Origin of the sequence: Actinoplanes awajinensis subsp. mycoplanecinus, assembly GCF_001509495.1 — a bacterium.
GTDB classification, from domain to species: Bacteria; Actinomycetota; Actinomycetes; order Mycobacteriales; family Micromonosporaceae; genus Actinoplanes; species Actinoplanes palleronii.
Genome location: NZ_LLZH01000280.1, coordinates 84,075 through 100,614, shown reverse-complemented (window position 1 = coordinate 100,614; position 16,540 = coordinate 84,075). Strand labels below are relative to the sequence as shown.

Here is a 16,540-nt window from a genome sequence, read left to right as displayed (position 1 = left end):
GCCGCTCCCGCGGGGGCCGGGCACGGCGATCTGGCCGCTGGCGCGTCCACACCGATCGCCGCACCCTTCATTGCCCGTGGGTGGTCCCGCTCACCCCAAACCCCGTAGGCGTGGCCTTGTCCCCCGCCCTCCCCACCGAAATTCCCCACGCTCGTGGTAGGTGGTGCTTGTGTGGAGAGTTGGGGTGCGCTCCGCACCGAAAGTCCCCACGCTCGTGGTGGGTGGTGCTTGTGTGGGGAGTTGGGGTGCGCTCCGCACCGAAAGTCCCCACGTTTGTGGTGGGTGGTGCTTGTGTGGGGAGTTGGGGTGCGCTCCGCACCGAAAGTCCCCACGTTCGTGGTGGGTGGTGCTTGTGTGGGGAGTTGGGGTGCGCTCCGCACCGAAAGTCCCCACGCTTGTGGTGGGTGGTGCTTGTGTGGGGAGTTGGGGTGCGCTCCGCACCGAAAGTCCCCACGCATCCTCAGCCCACCGTGGCGTGGGGGGTTGCTGCGGCTGCCCGGCGGTCGCGGGCCGGGCCGGCGGCCAGGTGCAGGCCCGCGCCCACCGCCCCGACCGCGGCCACGATCATCCAGTGCGCCGAGCCGAAGTACTCCAGCCCGGCGCCGCCCAGCGCCGGCGCCACGAACGACGCCAGCGGGAAGCTCAGATAGAAGACCGCCTGGTACCGCCCGCGCAGCAGCGCCGGCGCCAGCTCCGAGTTGATCGCCGCGTTCGGTGGGGCGGCCAGCATCCCGCCGACCGTCCAGATCGCCGCGGCGAGCAGGTACACCGGCAGGCTGCCGGCCACGGTCAGCACCGCGAACCCACCCGCCATCACCACCATCGACAGCGCCAGCACCCGGTCCTTGCGCCGCCGGTCGATCACCGCGGGCACGAACAGCTGCCCGAGAACGATCAGCGCCCCGCCGAGCGCGGTCACCAGGCCGTAGTCGCCCGGCCCGAGCCCGTCGTCGTGCATGGCGAGCGGCACGATCGTGTTCGTCTGGCTGGTCAGCAGCGCCTGCAGCACGGTCAGCCCGACGAAGGCCAGGAAGATCCGGTCGGCGAGGACGGTACGCAGGCCACCCACGGACGACCCGGACCGCACCGTGGAGCCGAGCGTCTCCGGCACCTTCCAGGCGATCACCAGTGCGGTGAGCAGCGTGCTGGCCGCGTCGATCAGGAACAGTCCGGGATAGCTCCACCGCGCCAGCACCCCGGCCAGCAGCGACGCCCCCGCGGTGCCCAGGTTGAACGCCCAGAACTGCAGGTTGAACGCCCGCAGCCGATGGCCCGCGGGCACCACGTCGGTGATCGCGGCGACGAAGGCCGGTCCGGGCATCGCCTGGGTCAGCCCGAGCAGCAGGCACAGCCCGGCGATCACCGGCAGCGGCGAGCTGAGCGCCAGCGCCACCAGCACCGCGGTGCAGGCTAGGTGGGACGCGAGCAGGGTCGGGCGGCGTCCCCACCGGTCGGTGAGCACCCCGCCGAGCAGGGTCCCGACCACCCCGCCGATCCCGTAGGTCCCGACGATCAGCCCGGCGAGCGCCGCTCCGGCACCGCGTTCGGCGGTCAGGTAGAGCGACAGGTAGAGCACCGCGAACCCGCCGACCCGGTTGATCAGCAGCCCGGCCCAGAGGTACCAGTACACCGGCGGCAGTCCACCGACCGCTCCGCGCAGCCACCCCCGCACGCGCCCACCCCCCACTACTGAAAACTTTCCTAACCGTAGCGGGGAGGGGCGGGAGCGCGAAACCGGGTCACTCCGCGGCGTCCCGGCGCGAGGCTGCGGCCGGGGTGCGATCGTCCGGCGGGGGTGCGGCGGCTGCGGCGACGGCCGGGTCGAGGTCGCCGGCCGGCAACGGCGGCGGGGGCGCCAGGTGGGCGATCTCTTTCGTACGCTGGGAAGCCGCACGTCGCTCCCGGGCCGGACCGGCCAGCAGGTGGCCGGCGCCCGCAAGGGCGCAGAGACCGAAACAGCCCAGCCACAGCGCGGCCGGCCCGAACCCCTGCAGGGTCAGCCCGCCGAGGATCGGCGCCAGCGAGGACCCGATCGACCAGGACAGCGAGTTGAGCCCCTGGTACCGCCCGCGCAGCGAGGCCGGCGACAGTGCCGCGACGGTCGCCGCGTTGCTGGGCGACTGGAGCATCTCGCCGAGCGTCCAGATCACCACGGTCAGCGCGTAGACCCAGGCGGAGTGCGCGAACGCGACCAGCCCGAACCCGATCCCGACGATCAGCGCGGCGCCGGCCAGCACCCGGTCGCTGCGGCGGCCCTCGATCAGCCGGGGCACGAACAGCTGACCGACGACGATCAGGATGCCGTTCACCGCGATCACCCAGCCGTAGGTGGCCGCCGAGAATCCGTCGGCGAGCATCGCGATCGGCAGCGTCGACAGGTGCTGCAGGAACACCAGCACGGTCAGCAGGTTGAGCACCAGGTAGACGACGAAGACCCGGTCCCGCAGACCGGTCAGCATGCCGCCGGTGGGCGCGGGCGCCGTGCCGGCGGTGACCGGTGGCCGGGCCGGCCGGGTCTCGGCCAGGAAGATCAGCGTGATCGTCGCGGTGGCCAGCGTGGTGGCCGCGTCGACCGCGAAGAGCAGGAAGTAATCGGCCTGCGCGGCCTGGCCCGCGGCGATCGCGGCGAGCGCGAAGCCCAGGTTGATCGCCCAGTAGTTCAGCGAGAACGCCCGGACCCGGTCCTTCTCCGGCACGACGTCGACCATCATGGCCGAGAACGCCGGCCGGACCGCCTCGGCGAACATCCCGAGCACGCCGGTGGCGACGAGGATCTGGGTGTACGAGTGCGCGAACCCGAGGGTCAGCATCAGCGCGGCCGCGCCGAACTGGGCGACGAGCATCGTCGGCCGCCGGCCCCAGCGGTCGGCCAGCACCCCGCCGGTCATCGTGCCGATCGCGCCGCCGACACCGTAGAGGCCGAGGACCAGACCGGCCTGGCTCTGCGTGAGGTGCCGCTCGCCGGTGAGGTAGATGCTCAGGAAGAGCACCACGAACGAGCCGACGCGGTTGATCAGGGTGCCGGTCCAGAGGAACCAGAACTGCCGCGGCAGTCCACCCGCGGCTTGCCGTAACCAACCCCGCACGTATGCCTCCCCGTAAGCAGTGAAACCCGTTCTGATCCCTTACAACCTAAGGGATCACGCAATCGAGTTTCCACCCGCCCGGACGCGTGCCGGGAGCTGGAGGAAGATGTGGGTCATGACTGGAACCCTGGTGCTGTTGCGGCACGGCAACAGCGAGTGGAACGCCAAGAACCTCTTCACCGGCTGGGTCGACGTGGACCTGGACGCCAAGGGTGAGGACGAGGCCCGGCGCGGCGGGGAGCTGCTCAAGGAACAGAACGTGCTGCCCGACGTCGTGCACACCAGCCTGTTGCGTCGTGCGATCCGGACCAGCGAGATCGCTCTGCACCTGACCGACCGGCACTGGATCCCGGTGAAGCGCTCGTGGCGCCTCAACGAGCGGCACTACGGCGCTCTGCAGGGCAAGGACAAGAAGCAGACGCTGGAGCAGTACGGCGAGGAGCAGTTCATGCTCTGGCGCCGCTCGTACGACGTACCGCCGCCGCCGATCGAGGACGACTCGGAGTTCTCCCAGGCCGCGGACCCGCGGTACGCCGCGCTGCCGCCGGAGATCAAGCCGAAGGCCGAGTGCCTGAAGGACGTGCTGGACCGGGCCCTGCCGTACTGGTACGACGCGATCGTCCCGGACCTGCAGGCCGGCAAGACCGTGCTGGTCGCCGCGCACGGCAACTCGTTGCGCGCGATCGTCAAGCACCTGGACGGGATCTCCGACGACGCGATCGCCAAGCTGAACATCCCGACCGGCATCCCGCTGCGCTACGACCTGGACGAGAACCTGCGTCCGATCACCGCGGGCGGGACGTACCTGGACCCGCAGGCCGCCAAGGAGGCCGCCGCCGCGGTCGCCAACCAGGGCCGCTGACCGTAGAGAGCGATGGAACGTAGGAGGGCCGGGTCACCCCCCGTGGTGACCCGGCCCTCCCGTTCCCCCTGCGGTCAGTCCTGCTGAGCCGAGGCCGGTTCCCCGGTGATCAGGTAGATGGTGTGCTCGCTGATGTTCACGGCGTGGTCGGCGTAGCGCTCGTAGAACCGGCCCAGCAGCGCGCCGTCGATCGCGGTCTCCGCGCCGTACGGCCAGTCGTCGGCCAGCATGATCTTGAAGAGTTGACGCTCCAGGTCGTCGATCGCGTCGTCGTCCTTCTCCAGCTCACCGGCGAGGCCGGCGTCCGGGTGGACGAGCACGTTGGTGATCTTCTCGGCCATCTGGTCGGCGACCTCGGCCATTCCCTTGAAGACCGGGCGCAGCTCGGCCGGCACGGCCGGGGACGGGTGCCGGCGGGCGGCGGTCTTGGCCACGTGCTCGGCCAGGTCGCCCATCCGCTCGAGGTCGGCGGAGATGTGCAGGGCGGTGATGGCCCGGCGCAGGTCACTGGCGACCGGCGCCTGCCGGACGATGATGTCGGCGACCTTCGTCTCGACCTGCTGGCGCAGGGTGTCGACCTCGGTGTCGCGCTGGATGACGGACTCGGCCGCCTCCAGATCGGCGGTCAGCAGCGCGGTCGTTGCCTTGCGCAGCGCGCCGCGCACCGACTCTGCCATGGTCACCAGCAGGCGGCTCACCTCGGTGAGATCGGCCTGGAACTCCTCGCGCATGTTTTACAGTCCCGATTGTCGGGGCCGTCCCGCGACTCGGGCACGGCCAGGGGTGTGTGCAGCTCACGCTAGGTCGGCGGGGCTTCCTCAACATGAACGCTGGTGAACGACGCCAGACCTGGTGGTGAACATTATTCGACGCGTGCCGGATTTGCCGCTTTGGCCCTATGGCCCAGGTAAACAATGACCCTACGATCGCAGCGTGGAATGGGTATACGCCGTCGGCTTGGTTTCAGCCGCGCTCGCCGTCGGTGTCGGTGCTGGGCTGGTCATCGCCCGTTTCCGCCGGCCGGCGCCGGGGGACGTGGCAGTGGCCGGTCCGCCGGAGGGGAGAGCTGCCATCGAACCGGACGACGACCGCCCGGCAGGCAAACACGGACTCAAGGGGCTCGGCCGCAAGAGCCTCGACTCGCTGCGGGTCGGCGTGGTCGTGCTCGACGCGGACGACTACCCGGTACTGGTCAACCCGGCCGCGCGGGCGATGGGCCTGCTGCGCTCCGGCGGTGCCCCCGGCACCATCGCGGCGCACCCCATCCTTCGCACGCTGGCCGGCCAGGTCCGGCGCACCGGCGTACGCCGGGAGGTTGAACTTGATCTTCCTCGGGGACGGGCCGGCGGCGCGCAGGCACCGCTCGGTCTGCACCTGCGCGCCGTCGCGCTGAACTCGACGCATGTCGCCGTCGAGGCGGCCGACGTGACCGAGTCGCACCGGCTGGCCCGGGTCCGGCGGGACTTCGTGGCCAACGTCAGCCACGAGCTGAAGACCCCGATCGGCGCGCTCCAGCTGCTCGCCGAGGCACTGCTGGACGCGACCCAGCTGCCCGAGTCGGTGCCCGAGGCGCAGTCCGAGGACCTGATGGCCGCCCGCCGGTTCGCCGAGCGGATCCACCACGAGTCGGCCCGGATGGGCCGGCTGGTGAGCGAGCTGCTCGAGCTGACCCGGCTGCAGGGCGCCGAGCCGCTGCCCAGCCCGGAGCCGGTCGCCCTGGACTGGGTGATCGCCGAGGTGCTCGACCGGACCAGGACGACGTCCTCGGCCAAGGGCATCGAGGTCGTGCACACCGGGCCGAAGGGCCTGATGGCGTACGGAAGTGACAGCCAGTTCGCCACCGCGGTGACGAACCTGGTGGAGAACGCCATCGCCTACTCCGGGCCGGACACCAAGGTCGAAGTGACCGTCCGGCAGGAGAATGAATGGATCGAGATCGATGTTGAGGACCAGGGCATCGGCATCTCGCCACAGGACGTGGAGCGGGTCTTCGAACGGTTCTACCGAGCCGATCAAGCCCGGTCCCGGGCGACCGGCGGGACCGGACTCGGCCTCGCCATCGTCAAGCACATCGCCACCAATCACGGTGGTCGGGTGGACGTGACCAGCGCCCTCGGCGACGGTTCTACGTTCACCTTGCGCCTACCGGCGCGCCCTCCGGAATCCCCCTCGCCGTCATCGACGGCAACTGAGATCGAGTCCGGTGTGGCCGGGCGTTGACCCGGCCACCGACGACGGAAGGAACCACATTGGCCCGCGTGCTCGTGGTCGAGGACGAGGAGTCGTTCTCCGACGCCCTGTCGTACATGCTGCGGAAGGAGGGCTTCGAGGTGTCGGTCGCAGCGACCGGAACCTCGGCGCTCACGCAGTTCGACCGGACCGGTGCCGACATCGTGCTGCTCGACCTCATGTTGCCCGAGATGTCCGGCACCGAAGTGTGCCGCCAGCTCCGGCAGCGATCAGCTGTCCCGATCATCATGGTCACCGCCCGGGACAGCGAGATCGACAAGGTGGTCGGCCTGGAGATCGGTGCCGACGACTACGTCACCAAGCCGTACTCGCCGCGCGAACTCGTCGCCCGGATCCGCGCCGTGCTGCGTCGCCAGGGCGGTGAGGCCGCCGAGGTGAGCACGCCGACGCTGGCGGCCGGACCGGTCCGGATGGACGTCGAGCGGCACGTGGTGACGGTCGACGGCGCCGGCGTGCAGTTGCCGCTGAAGGAGTTCGAGCTGCTCGAGCTGCTGCTGCGCAACGCCGGCCGGGTGCTGACCCGCGGCCAGCTGATCGACCGGGTCTGGGGCGCCGACTACGTCGGTGACACCAAGACCCTCGACGTGCACGTCAAGCGCCTGCGCTCCAAGGTCGAACCGGAGCCGAGCGCGCCGCGCTACATCGTCACGGTGCGTGGTCTGGGCTACAAGTTCGAGCCCTGATGGCCCCGCTTCGCTCGGCGGGCTGGGGTCAGATCTCTGCGGCGCGCGCCGGAGGTTTCCCGGCGTGGGTGCTCTATTACTGTCCGTCCTGAATTGGGTCGCCGGGGTTTGTTGGCCGGGCGGCGGGGTGGCTGCGTTGGCTTGCCAGGCGGCGGCCGCGTGGGGTCACGGTCCGCTGCGCCGGTCGCCACCCCCGGCCGGGCACGGCCGTCCCAGCAGATGGGCGGCCGGTCCCGGTCTATGGTCCGGCGCGAGCATTCCGGCGCGCTCCGAGCCCATGGTACGACGGTAAGTCCGCAATGTCCGTCTCTCGAGCCGGCGTGCGGCACCCCGGCTGGTGCTGACGGCTGCCTCGAGGTCGCTGAGGCAGCCGTCAGCACCAGCCGGACTCGCGTGGCTGGTGTTCAGGGGTGTCTCGAGGTCGCTGAGGCACCCCTGACGACCAGCCGGGGGTCGTGACGCGCGCTGATGTCGTGCCGGGACTCGGGGCGTCGCGTTTTAGACGGTCGCGCCTGGCTGTGGGCGGTGAGCGGCGCGACGAGCCGTGACCCGCCGCCTCCGCCGCCTGGCTGCCCACCCCAGCCCCACGCGGTCGGGAAGCGCGGCGGTGGCCGGAAATGATCGCGGTTTCGCGCAAGGTTTGTGCGGTCGGGAAGCGCGGCAGGGCCGGAAGGGAGCGCGGTGGCGCGCGGGATCGGAGCAGCGCGTGGCTTGTAGCCTGCGGCGGGCCTCTCGGTATTCGTACCCTATGGGGTTGGTTGGCAGTGCAGGCGGTTGAACGAGCAGCGGCGCCTGTCTGAGCACGTGGTCCGATTCGACCTGGTCGGGTGTCAGGCGGTGGCGGGTGGGGAAGCGGGCTCGCGGCCGCCTCGTTTTTTCCGGGTCGCGGCCGCTTGCGCGGCGGCGGTGGCCGGGTGGATGGCGATCAGGCCGGAGGCCAGGCGGGCGGCGCAGAGCTCGGCGAGTTTCCGGTACGCCGCCTCGCCGATCAACGCGGTCAGCTCCGGGGCGTAGGACAGGTACATCGCCTCGGTGCCCACGTGGGCGTCCGGGGACGACGTGCACCACCAGGCGAGGTCGTGCCCGCCCGGGCCCCAGCCGCGCCGGTCGAACTCGGTCACCGTGGACTGCAGCAGCTTCACGCCGTCCGGCCGGGTGACCCAGTCCTGCTCCCGGCGGACCGGCAACTGCCAGCAGACGTCCGGTTTGTACTCCAGCGGGTGTGCCCCGTCGCGCAGCGCCTGGGCGTGCAGCGCGCAGCCGCCCCCGCCGGCGAACGTCGCGTCGTTCAGGAACACGCACGGGCCGTCACTCGATTGGGTGGCAGTGCGCCGGGCCGGCTTGGTGCCGTCCACGGTGTCCATCTCGGTCCAGTTCCGGAACCCGCGCCGGTGGTGCTGCCAGGTCTCCGGGGTGAGCTTGGTGACCGCCGCCTTCACCCGGGTCTCGTCGTCGGCGTCGGTGAAGAACGCGCCGTGCGAGCAGCAGCCGTCCTCGGCACGGTTGGGCAGGATGCCGCGGCAGGCCGAGCCGAACACGCAGGTCCAGCGGGAGAGCAGCCAGGTCAGGTCGGCGCGGACCAGATGCTGCTCGTCGGCGGGGTCGAGGAACTCGATCCATTCCCGAGGGAAGTCGAGCGAGACTTCCACGGGGCGTTGCGTGCGGTTCATCCCGGTCAGCCTACGCGCGCGGGCCGACGACTGCCGGTCAAGCGGGGCTGCGGCGTGGCCCGCTGGGATGACGACCGTTTGGAGCGGATATATCCGGCCGCGACTGACGTGGTTAGGCTGGAGGGCGTGAGTTCCCGCGTTCCCGTGCTTCTCTCCAGCTCCTCGGTCTTCCCCGAGCCGACGGCGGCCGCGTTCGAGATGGCGGCCACGGTGGGCTACGACGGACTCGAGGTCATGGTCTGGACCGATGCTGTCAGCCAGGATGCCGGCGCCCTCAAGGGCCTGGCCGATCACTACGGTGTGCCGGTTTTGTCGGTGCACGCTCCCTGCCTGCTGGTGACCCAGCGGGTGTGGAGCTCCGACCCGTGGGAGCGCCTCAACCGCGCGGCCCAGCTCGCCGAGTCGCTGGGCGCGCCGACCGTCGTGGTGCACCCACCGTTCACCTGGCAGCGTGACTATGCCAAGAATTTCGCCGCCGGCCTGGCCAAGGTCCAGGAGCGGCACCCCGGCCTGAGCTTCGCGATCGAGAACATGTTCCCGGTCAAGATGGCCGGGCGCTGGTTCGTGCCGTACACGCCGGGCTGGGATCCGACCGAGACCGGCTTCGACGCGTACACGCTTGATCTGTCGCACTGCGCCGCGTCCCGGATCGACTCGCTGGAGATGGCCGACCGGATGGGCGCCGCGCTCAAGCACGTGCACCTGGGTGACGGCACCGGCGAGGGCCGCGACGAGCACCTGGTGCCGGGCCGCGGCAACCAGCCCTGCGCCGAGCTGCTGCGGTCGTTGGCCGGGCGGGGGTTCACCGGGTCGGTCGCGCTGGAGATCAACACCCGGAAGGCCGCGAGCCGGGCGGTGCGCGAGGCGGACCTGCGCGAGGCGCTGGAGTTCGCCCGCCGGCACCTGGCACCGGCCGGGGCGGCCACCTCGGCCTGAGGAACGCCCGCGGACAAAAGCCCGCCGCGCAACGAAGCCTGCCGCGCAACGAAGCCCGCCGCGCACAAGCCCGCCCTCCCTGGGGGAGCCCCCGCTGGACAGTCTGGCGGGAAAGCGGCGGGCGGTGGTTCGGGGCTGTGGACGGCCCCGGCCTGTGGATCAGGCGGGCGTGAGGTCGGGCGCCGCGGCCGCGCGCTTGCGGGCGCGGTGCGCGGCCACGTGCGAGCGGGTCGCGCAGCGTTCCGAGCAGAACCGGCGGCAGTTGTTCGACGACGTGTCCAGGTAGACGTTGCCGCAGCGCTCGTCGGCGCAGATGCCGAACCGGGCGCTGCCGTACTCGCAGAGCCAGACGGCCAGGCCCCAGACCGCGCCGGCCAGGTATTCCGCGCTCACCGAGGAGCCGCGGCTGGTGACGTGCATGTGCCAGTCGCTGGCGTCGTGGCCGGAGATGCGTGGCTGCACCGGGTACGCCTCGAGGAGTGAGTTCAGCTCGCGCACCGCGTCGCCGTCACGGCCGGCCGTGCCGTACTCGAAGACCTCGCGCAGGCGGCGTTGCGCCCGCCGGAAGACCGCGAGGTCCTTCTCCACGACCTGGTCGCGCATGTAGTCCAGATCGGTGGAGAACAGGGCTCGCAGCCCGGCGAGATCGTCCAGGCCGGCGTTGACGAGGTCTACCGCCGTCCGGGCGTACGCATCGAAGTTCACCCGACCACGGTAGCCGCAACCGGCCGCGAGGTGCGATTCCTCGACCGCACTGCCGGGCCGGGGCCGGGCGGTGCGGTTACGCTCGGCGCATGCTCCGTTCCCTGTTCTTCGCCGCGGCCGGCTCCGCCCGGCTGGAGCGATTGGTCGAGTCAGCGCCCGCCAGCTTGGGGATCGTCCGGCGCTTCGTCGCCGGCGACGACGGCGAGGAGGCGTTGCGGGTCGCCCGGGAGCTGGCCGACGACGGGCTCGCCGTCAGCCTGGTCCACCTGGGGGAGGGCACCGAGACGACCGCGCAGGCACAGGCCGTCCGCGACGAGTACGTCGCGCTGCTGGGCCGCCTGCGTCACGCCGGTCTGACGCCGGCGGCCGAGGTCAGCGTCAAACTCTCGGCCCTGGGCCAGCGGATCGACGAGAAGATGGCGTACGAGAACGCCCGCGCGATCTGTGCCGCGGCGGCCGACGCGGGCACCACGGTGACCCTGGACGCCGAGGACCACAGCACCACCGACGCGACCCTGGAGACGCTGCTCGAGCTGCGACGGGACTTCCCGGCGACCGGTGCAGTGCTGCAGGCGTACCTGCGGCGTACCGAGGGGGACTGCCGGGAGCTGTCCACCGCCGGGTCTCGGGTGCGGCTCTGCAAGGGTGCGTACGCCGAACCGGAGTCGGTGGCCTACCAGTCCGCGCTGGACGTCGACAAGTCGTACGTGCGATGCCTGAACATCCTGATGTCCGGTGAGGGCTATCCGATGGTGGCCACCCACGACCCGCGGCTGATCGCGATCGCCGAGGACCGGGCGCGCTGGTTCGACCGCTCCACCGGGGAGTACGAGTTCCAGCTCCTCTACGGCGTCCGCCAGGAGGAGCAGGCGCGACTGGCGGCCGGCGGCCACGCGGTGCGGGTGTACCTGCCGTACGGGACCCAGTGGTACGGCTACCTGATGCGCCGTCTCGCCGAGCGACCAGGCAAGGTCACCCTCCTCGCGCAGGCCCTTTCTTCTCGTAAGTGACTCTTTCGGTCTAATCGGACACGGATCTGGCGTGTCGCACTTGACTTTTTGTGGGCAAATTACGGAACGCAACGCCCTGGTCACAGCCGTATCGATACGGTTCTGATGACACGCACGTTCGTCGCCTCGACCACTTCCAGGGCCTTCCGGCGCCGGGGCGGCACATGCCTGCGGAAAGGATCGGTGCGACGAGATGACGGGTCCAGCCCAGACCGAGGAACGCCTCTCGGAGGTACGGTTCCTGACCGTGGCCGAGGTGGCCACCCTGATGCGGGTCTCCAAGATGACCGTCTACCGGCTCGTGCACGGCGGTGACCTCACCGCCGTCCGGGTCGGACGCTCGTTCCGGGTGCCCGAGCACGCGGTGCACGCTTACCTCCGCGGCGCGTTCTCGCAGACCGCCTGAGGCTCCTCGGGGGCTTGGGTGGCCGGGGTCGTGTTGGTCCTCCCGGAGCGTGCCGGTAGGCTGGACAGGTTGGCTCCCGGAATTTACGTGTGTGCCGCCTAGCAGTTGGCGCCGCTCCGGGCGCCGTCCAGATCGGTTCCGGTGTGCTGTCGTGGCCGCCGGTTCCACCCAAACATGGTTCGAGAGGCTTTCGTATGGGCTCCGTGGTCAAGAAGCGCCGCAAGCGTATGGCGAAGAAGAAGCACCGCAAGCTGCTGCGCAAGACCCGCGTCCAGCGTCGCCGTCTGGGCAAGTGACGACCGGCCGGGTGGATCACCCGGCTGACGTCGTTACTTGCCTCACTGGTTCTGGTTCCGAGGCTCAGCATCGAAAGGTGCGCTCGTGGTGACCTCATCGCCCAGCGTTGTCGTGGTCACCGGAGTCAGCCGTTATCTCGGCGCTCGGGTGGCTGCCCGCCTCGCCGCAGATCCCCGGATCGACCGTGTCGTCGGTCTGGATCCGCATGACCCACCGGCACGCCTGCTCGGCCTGCTGGACGGTGTGGAGCGGATCCGGGCCGACGCGCGCGCGGCCACCGAGGCCATCGCGGATCTCGGCGCCGAGGCGCTGGTGCACCTCGCGGTGACCAGCGTGCCCGACGCGGAGCACGGCGGCCGGAGCGGGATGAAGGAACAGAACGTCATCGGCACCATGCAGGTGCTGGCTGCCGCACAGGGCGCGCCGAAACTGCGCAAGCTGGTGGTGCGCTCGTCCACGGCGGCGTACGGCGCGTCGTTCCGTGACCCCGCGGTCTTCACCGAGGACACCGAGCCGCGGGCGGTGCCGCGCGGCCCGTTCGCCCGGGACATCCTCGACATCGAGGGGTACGTCCGCGGTTTCCGCCGCCGTCGTCCCGAAGTGGCCGCCACCGTGCTCCGCTTCGCCCCGATGATCAGCTCGTCCGCCGAGACGTCGCTGACCCGATACTTCGCCCAGCCGGTGGTGCCCACCGTGCTCGGCCGCGACGCCCGCCTGCAGTTCGTGCACGTGGACGACGCCCTGGAAGTCCTGCACCGTTCGGTGACCGAGAATCATCCGGGCACCTTCAACGTCGCCGGTTCCGGCGTACTGATGCTGTCCCAGGCGGTCCGCCGGGCCGGCCGCGTTGCCGTGCCGCTGCCCGAGAGCGGGCTGTCCACCGCCGCCTCCCTCGCCCGCTATCTGGGCGTCGAGCAGATCGGCCTGGACCAGATCGACCTCTTCGTGCACGGCCGGGTGGTCGACACCTCCCGGCTGATCCGGGAGTTCGGCTTCACCCCGCGCAGCACCGCCACCGCGTTCGAGGAGTTCATCCAGGCGCACGCGGCCGGATCCTCGCTCACCGCCGACCGCCTCGCCGCTGCTGAGCACGCGATCCTGGACGGCATCCGGCGAGTGCGCGCCGCGGCCGAAGGCGACCCGGCCCACCCTGCCAAGTCAAGGGCGTGATCGCTCGTGAGCCAGGATGAATACCGCGACATGCTGCCCGGGCACGCCGATTTCCGGCTGCCCGAGCCGTCCCCGCCGAAGAAGCTGAACGGCCGCCGGCCCATCCCGGAGAAGCCCGCGCCGGAGCCCGTCGTCGAGGAGCCCGCCGTGGCGAGTGCCGAGCCGGCGCCGACCGGCCTGGACCTGTGGGACCGCCGGGTCGCCGACGGGCTCGCGTTCCTGCGTCGCCGGCTGGCCGGCGCGTACGAGGTGGACGAGTTCGGCTTCGACCCGGAGCTGACCGCCGCGGTGCTGCACCCGATGCTGCGGGTGCTCTACCGGGACTGGTTCCGCACCGAGGTGTTCGGGATCGAGAACGTCCCGGCCGAGAGCGGCGGCCTGGTGGTCGGCAACCACTCCGGCACCGTCGCACTGGACGCGCTGATGCTGACCGTGGCGCTGCACGACAACCACCCGAGCCGGCGGCATCTCCGCCTGCTCGGCGCCGACCTGGTCTTCCGGGTTCCGGGGATGAGCGAGCTGGCCCGCGCGGCCGGCGCCACGGTGGCCTGCAACCCGGACGCCGAACGGCTGATGACCAACAACCAGCTGGTCGGCGTGTTCCCGGAGGGCTTCAAGGGGATCGGTAAGAAGTTCTCCGAGCGGTACAAACTCCAGCGCTTCGGCCGTGGCGGGTTCGTGTCCGCGGCCCTGCGCACCGGTACGCCGATCATCCCGGTCGCCATCGTCGGCGCCGAGGAGATCTACCCGATCCTGGCCGACCTGAAGCCGCTGGCCCGGTTGCTCGGGGTGCCGTACTTCCCGGTCACCCCGACCTTCCCCTGGCTGGGGCCGCTGGGCCTGATCCCGCTGCCCAGCAAGTGGCTGATCCAGTTCTGCCCGCCGATCCCGACCGCGCACCTCACCGAGTACGCCGACGACCCGCTGGTCGTCTACAACCTGGCCGACCAGGTGCGCGAGACGATCCAGGCCAGCCTGCACGAGCTGCTGCAGAAGCGCCCGGACCCGTTCGCGCGCTGACAGCTGCGGTGACAGGTAGGCACCAACCGTCCTATAGTGACGCTTGAGGGGCGGCCCCGGATTTCTCCGGCACCGCCCCTCGCCACGTTCATATATTGACGAACTAGAACAAATCGCCCAGCAACCCGCCCAGGACTCCGTCTTCCTCGCCCGTCTCGTCGACACTGTCGGTCGTCGGGGCGACGTCGTACGGATCGTCCGGGGTGATGGTCGCGGAGGTCGAGGCCTTCGTGCCCGGCGCCGAGGTGACCCGGGTACCCGGCACGGTCACCCCCGCGCTGCTGCTCGGGTCGACCGCCGCACCGGTACGCACCGACTTGCTCGGCGTCGCGTCCGGGTTGTTCTGCTTGTTCGACTTGGTGCCGCTGCCGGAGTGCGTCGACGTCGACGGCGTCTTGTCGGCCGGTTCGGCGCCGCCGCCGCAGCCGTGCAGCTTCGGTCCGAGCTGGTCGCTGCCGGCCGGGTCGAGCTTGTCGCAGCCCAGGCCCTTGCGCAGCTGTTCGGCCCGCTGAGTCACGTCCTCGAGCAGCCCCAGCGAGGTCATCGCCCGTTCCCGGTTGGCCGGGGAGAGCTTCGGCATCGCCGGTGCGAACGTGGTGCGCTGGTCGGTCACGAAAGTGTCCAGCGTGGTCAGCTGACTGATGTCCTTACGGGACACCGCCGACGTGGTGATCAGTTTGACGCCCTTGCGGGTGTCCGCGTCCATGTCGTCCAGCACGTCCCGGAAGTCCGGTGCGTCACCGGCCATCGAGGTCGCCTCGTTCAGCCGGTTGCGGGCGAAGTCCAGTGACAGTTGCCCGCGGCTGGCGTCCGAGCCGGCGATCGCCAGCTGGGCCCGCTCGGTGGAGCGCTTGACGCCGTACAGCGCGTCGCCGGGCGTGGCGTTCTCGCTCGCCGCGGAGATTCCGGAGACGGCCATCGCGCCGGCGGCCACGCCGAGCACGATCGCGCCCCGGGTCCGGATCCGGCGGCCGAAGAGGGCCCGCCGTCCGTGGTGCGGAAGCTCGGCGATCTGCTCGGGTTCCGCCTCGACGGCGGTCCGGCCGATGCCGTCCCGCTCGGCGGTGGCGACCAGCATGGCGCGCAGCCCGACACGGAACTCGGTGTCGACCTGTCCGGCGGGCCGGGTGGCGCCGAGTCGGTGGCCGAGGGCCACCAGTTCGGTCAGCCCCTCATCGGCGTGACCACGACTGTGGTGCCGACCTACGCCACCGGGATCGTCGACCAGCTCCGCGAAGCGCTCGGCGCTCCGGCGATCCAGAAAAGGGATGTTCACCGTGGGCACCTCCCCTCGCTCGTGAGTGTCCCGCCGGCGCATGTGCCGGCGTCGGCGACCGGGGCACGATTGACAGCCGTAGGTCGCATCCGGACAAACGCGCGACACGCGGGTCCGGTTACGGGTGCCGGGAGGGACCATCGGGTATCGGAGATCGACATCTGAGCGCGCCCGATCAAGACTGGAATCCTTCCGGCAGGAGCCGGTTGAGCGCGCGCACCGCCCGGTACTGCAGTGCCTTGATGGCGCCCTCGTTCTTACCCATGGTCTGCGCGGTCTCGGCGACCGAGAAGCCCTGCAGGAAGCGCAGCACGATGCACTCCTGCTGTTCCGGGTTGAGCTGTTTGACCGCGGTCAGCAGCGCGACGTTGGTGATGTGGTCGACCACCGCGGATTCCGGGCTGCCCTCCGGCCCGCGGTCCTCGCGGTCGGCGTCCAGCACGTCGCCGGTGGTCACCTCGAGGCGGTACCGGCCCGACTTGAAGTGGTCGGCGACCAGGTTGCGAGCGATGGTGACCAGCCAGGCGCCCAGGTCACGGCCCTGCCAGGTGAAGCTGCCGATGCGTTTGAGGGCACGCAGGAAGGTGTCCGAGGTCAGGTCCTCGGCCAGCTGCCGGTTGCCGACCCGGAAGTAGACGAACCGGAAGACGGTGTCCACGTACCGGTCGTAGATCAGCCCGAACGCCTCGGTCTCGCCGGCCTGGGCCCGTTCGACGAGTGCCCACACCGCCGCCGCCGCGTCGCCCGGCGCCGGACGGGCCGGATACTTGGGTGGCTCGGTCTCGGTCGGCGGCCCGGTCTTGCTCTGGGTGGGCAGGACGACGGTGTGCTCACCGCCGACGGTTTCGGTCTCGGGCAGGTTCGAACGCTGCCCGGCGGTCGGCTGGGACGGCGGCCGTGGCGGGCCGACCCGGTTGCCACCGAACTTGCCGTTGGTGCCGGGTGCCGGCACCGAGGGCGAGTTGTTGATCGGTCGTCGGTTACCGGTGCGCTTCGGGCCGTCCCCTCGGATGGTGTTGGCGATGACTCCGTCGACCGACTCGCGAATGGCGTTCAAACCGTCGGTGAGCACATGTCTCCCGGCGAGCCCGTCGCGGTGGTACGGGTCTCCGGCGTACACATGAGTCACTGCGCCTCCTCAACCCGGCGGGCCTGCGGCGACCATGAAT

Annotated in this window: 15 protein-coding genes and 1 pseudogene; 9 read left to right on the top strand and 7 right to left on the bottom strand. The window is 70.8% G+C overall.

All coding sequences use genetic code 11. The features are described from left to right. Positions 1-460 precede the first annotated feature (460 nt). Positions 461-1,672 (bottom strand): MFS transporter, encoded by a 1,212-nt coding sequence (locus ADL15_RS28655; protein ID WP_067697660.1) that lies wholly within the window; start codon positions 1,670-1,672, stop codon positions 461-463. A gap of 67 nt (positions 1,673-1,739) precedes the next feature. After that, complete coding sequence (locus ADL15_RS28650; RefSeq protein WP_067697658.1) at positions 1,740-3,086, bottom strand: MDR family MFS transporter; 1,347 nt, start codon at positions 3,084-3,086, stop codon at positions 1,740-1,742. A gap of 115 nt (positions 3,087-3,201) precedes the next feature. Here ADL15_RS28650 and ADL15_RS28645 point away from each other — a divergent pair, with 115 nt between their 5' ends. Then, positions 3,202-3,948: a phosphoglyceromutase gene (locus ADL15_RS28645; RefSeq protein WP_067697682.1), complete on the top strand. Its 747-nt coding sequence runs from the start codon at positions 3,202-3,204 to the stop codon at positions 3,946-3,948. Between the two features lie 74 nt (positions 3,949-4,022). Here the strand turns inward: ADL15_RS28645 and phoU are convergent, their stop codons facing one another. Continuing rightward, complete coding sequence (gene phoU / locus ADL15_RS28640) at positions 4,023-4,679, bottom strand: phosphate signaling complex protein PhoU (protein ID WP_067697656.1); 657 nt, start codon at positions 4,677-4,679, stop codon at positions 4,023-4,025. A gap of 202 nt (positions 4,680-4,881) precedes the next feature. On the opposite strand from phoU, the gene ADL15_RS28635 reads away from it, so the two are divergent. After that, entirely contained in the window at positions 4,882-6,168 is a 1,287-nt protein-coding gene (locus ADL15_RS28635; RefSeq protein WP_067697654.1) for a sensor histidine kinase, read from the top strand. A 29-nt stretch (positions 6,169-6,197) separates the two neighbouring features. Further along, on the top strand, positions 6,198-6,881 hold the full coding sequence (locus tag ADL15_RS28630; protein WP_067697652.1) for a response regulator transcription factor: 684 nt from the start codon (positions 6,198-6,200) through the stop codon (positions 6,879-6,881). Positions 6,882-7,711: 830 nt separating this feature from the next. On the opposite strand, the gene ADL15_RS28625 is transcribed toward ADL15_RS28630, so the two are convergent. Beyond that, entirely contained in the window at positions 7,712-8,551 is an 840-nt protein-coding gene (locus ADL15_RS28625; protein ID WP_067697650.1) for a hypothetical protein, read from the bottom strand. A gap of 126 nt (positions 8,552-8,677) precedes the next feature. Here ADL15_RS28625 and ADL15_RS28620 point away from each other — a divergent pair, with 126 nt between their 5' ends. Next, the gene (locus ADL15_RS28620; protein WP_067697648.1) at positions 8,678-9,487 is read left to right on the top strand and encodes a sugar phosphate isomerase/epimerase family protein; all 810 of its coding nucleotides are present in this window, start codon (positions 8,678-8,680) and stop codon (positions 9,485-9,487) included. Between the two features lie 159 nt (positions 9,488-9,646). Here ADL15_RS28620 and ADL15_RS28615 read toward each other — a convergent pair whose 3' ends face one another. Then, a complete protein-coding gene (locus ADL15_RS28615; protein WP_067697645.1) occupies positions 9,647-10,192 on the bottom strand; it encodes a CGNR zinc finger domain-containing protein in 546 nt (181 codons plus the stop codon). 89 nt (positions 10,193-10,281) lie between these two features. On the opposite strand from ADL15_RS28615, the gene ADL15_RS28610 reads away from it, so the two are divergent. The 5 genes from ADL15_RS28610 to ADL15_RS28595 all read left to right on the top strand — a co-directional run bounded on the left by ADL15_RS28610 (position 10,282) and on the right by ADL15_RS28595 (position 14,095). Further along, positions 10,282-11,202, top strand: coding sequence for a proline dehydrogenase family protein (locus tag ADL15_RS28610; protein WP_067697643.1), 921 nt, complete (start codon positions 10,282-10,284; stop codon positions 11,200-11,202). A gap of 193 nt (positions 11,203-11,395) precedes the next feature. After that, entirely contained in the window at positions 11,396-11,608 is a 213-nt protein-coding gene (locus ADL15_RS28605) for a helix-turn-helix domain-containing protein (RefSeq protein ID WP_067697641.1), read from the top strand. A gap of 194 nt (positions 11,609-11,802) precedes the next feature. Next, the gene (locus ADL15_RS51840) at positions 11,803-11,904 is read left to right on the top strand and encodes a 30S ribosomal protein bS22 (RefSeq protein ID WP_007465623.1); all 102 of its coding nucleotides are present in this window, start codon (positions 11,803-11,805) and stop codon (positions 11,902-11,904) included. A gap of 85 nt (positions 11,905-11,989) precedes the next feature. Beyond that, the gene (locus ADL15_RS28600) at positions 11,990-13,075 is read left to right on the top strand and encodes an NAD-dependent epimerase/dehydratase family protein (RefSeq protein ID WP_067697638.1); all 1,086 of its coding nucleotides are present in this window, start codon (positions 11,990-11,992) and stop codon (positions 13,073-13,075) included. 6 nt (positions 13,076-13,081) lie between these two features. After that, the gene (locus ADL15_RS28595) at positions 13,082-14,095 is read left to right on the top strand and encodes a lysophospholipid acyltransferase family protein (RefSeq protein WP_198171058.1); all 1,014 of its coding nucleotides are present in this window, start codon (positions 13,082-13,084) and stop codon (positions 14,093-14,095) included. Positions 14,096-14,516: 421 nt separating this feature from the next. Here the strand turns inward: ADL15_RS28595 and ADL15_RS28590 are convergent. Both ADL15_RS28590 and ADL15_RS28585 read right to left on the bottom strand, forming a co-directional pair. Further along, positions 14,517-15,413: pseudogene (locus ADL15_RS28590) on the bottom strand (DUF5667 domain-containing protein); the annotation flags it as partial. A gap of 133 nt (positions 15,414-15,546) precedes the next feature. After that, on the bottom strand, positions 15,547-16,443 hold the full coding sequence (locus ADL15_RS28585) for an ECF subfamily RNA polymerase sigma factor, BldN family (protein ID WP_083971854.1): 897 nt from the start codon (positions 16,441-16,443) through the stop codon (positions 15,547-15,549). Positions 16,444-16,540: the final 97 nt, after the last annotated feature.

Coding starts and splice junctions, on each gene's coding strand:
- ADL15_RS28605 (WP_067697641.1), top strand. CDS start 11,396: ATGACGGGTCCAGCCCAGACCGAGGAACGCCTCTCGGAGGTACGGTTC.
- ADL15_RS28610 (WP_067697643.1), top strand. CDS start 10,282: ATGCTCCGTTCCCTGTTCTTCGCCGCGGCCGGCTCCGCCCGGCTGGAG.
- ADL15_RS51840 (WP_007465623.1), top strand. CDS start 11,803: ATGGGCTCCGTGGTCAAGAAGCGCCGCAAGCGTATGGCGAAGAAGAAG.
- ADL15_RS28625 (WP_067697650.1), bottom strand. CDS start 8,551: ATGAACCGCACGCAACGCCCCGTGGAAGTCTCGCTCGACTTCCCTCGG.
- ADL15_RS28645 (WP_067697682.1), top strand. CDS start 3,202: ATGACTGGAACCCTGGTGCTGTTGCGGCACGGCAACAGCGAGTGGAAC.
- phoU (WP_067697656.1), bottom strand. CDS start 4,679: ATGCGCGAGGAGTTCCAGGCCGATCTCACCGAGGTGAGCCGCCTGCTG.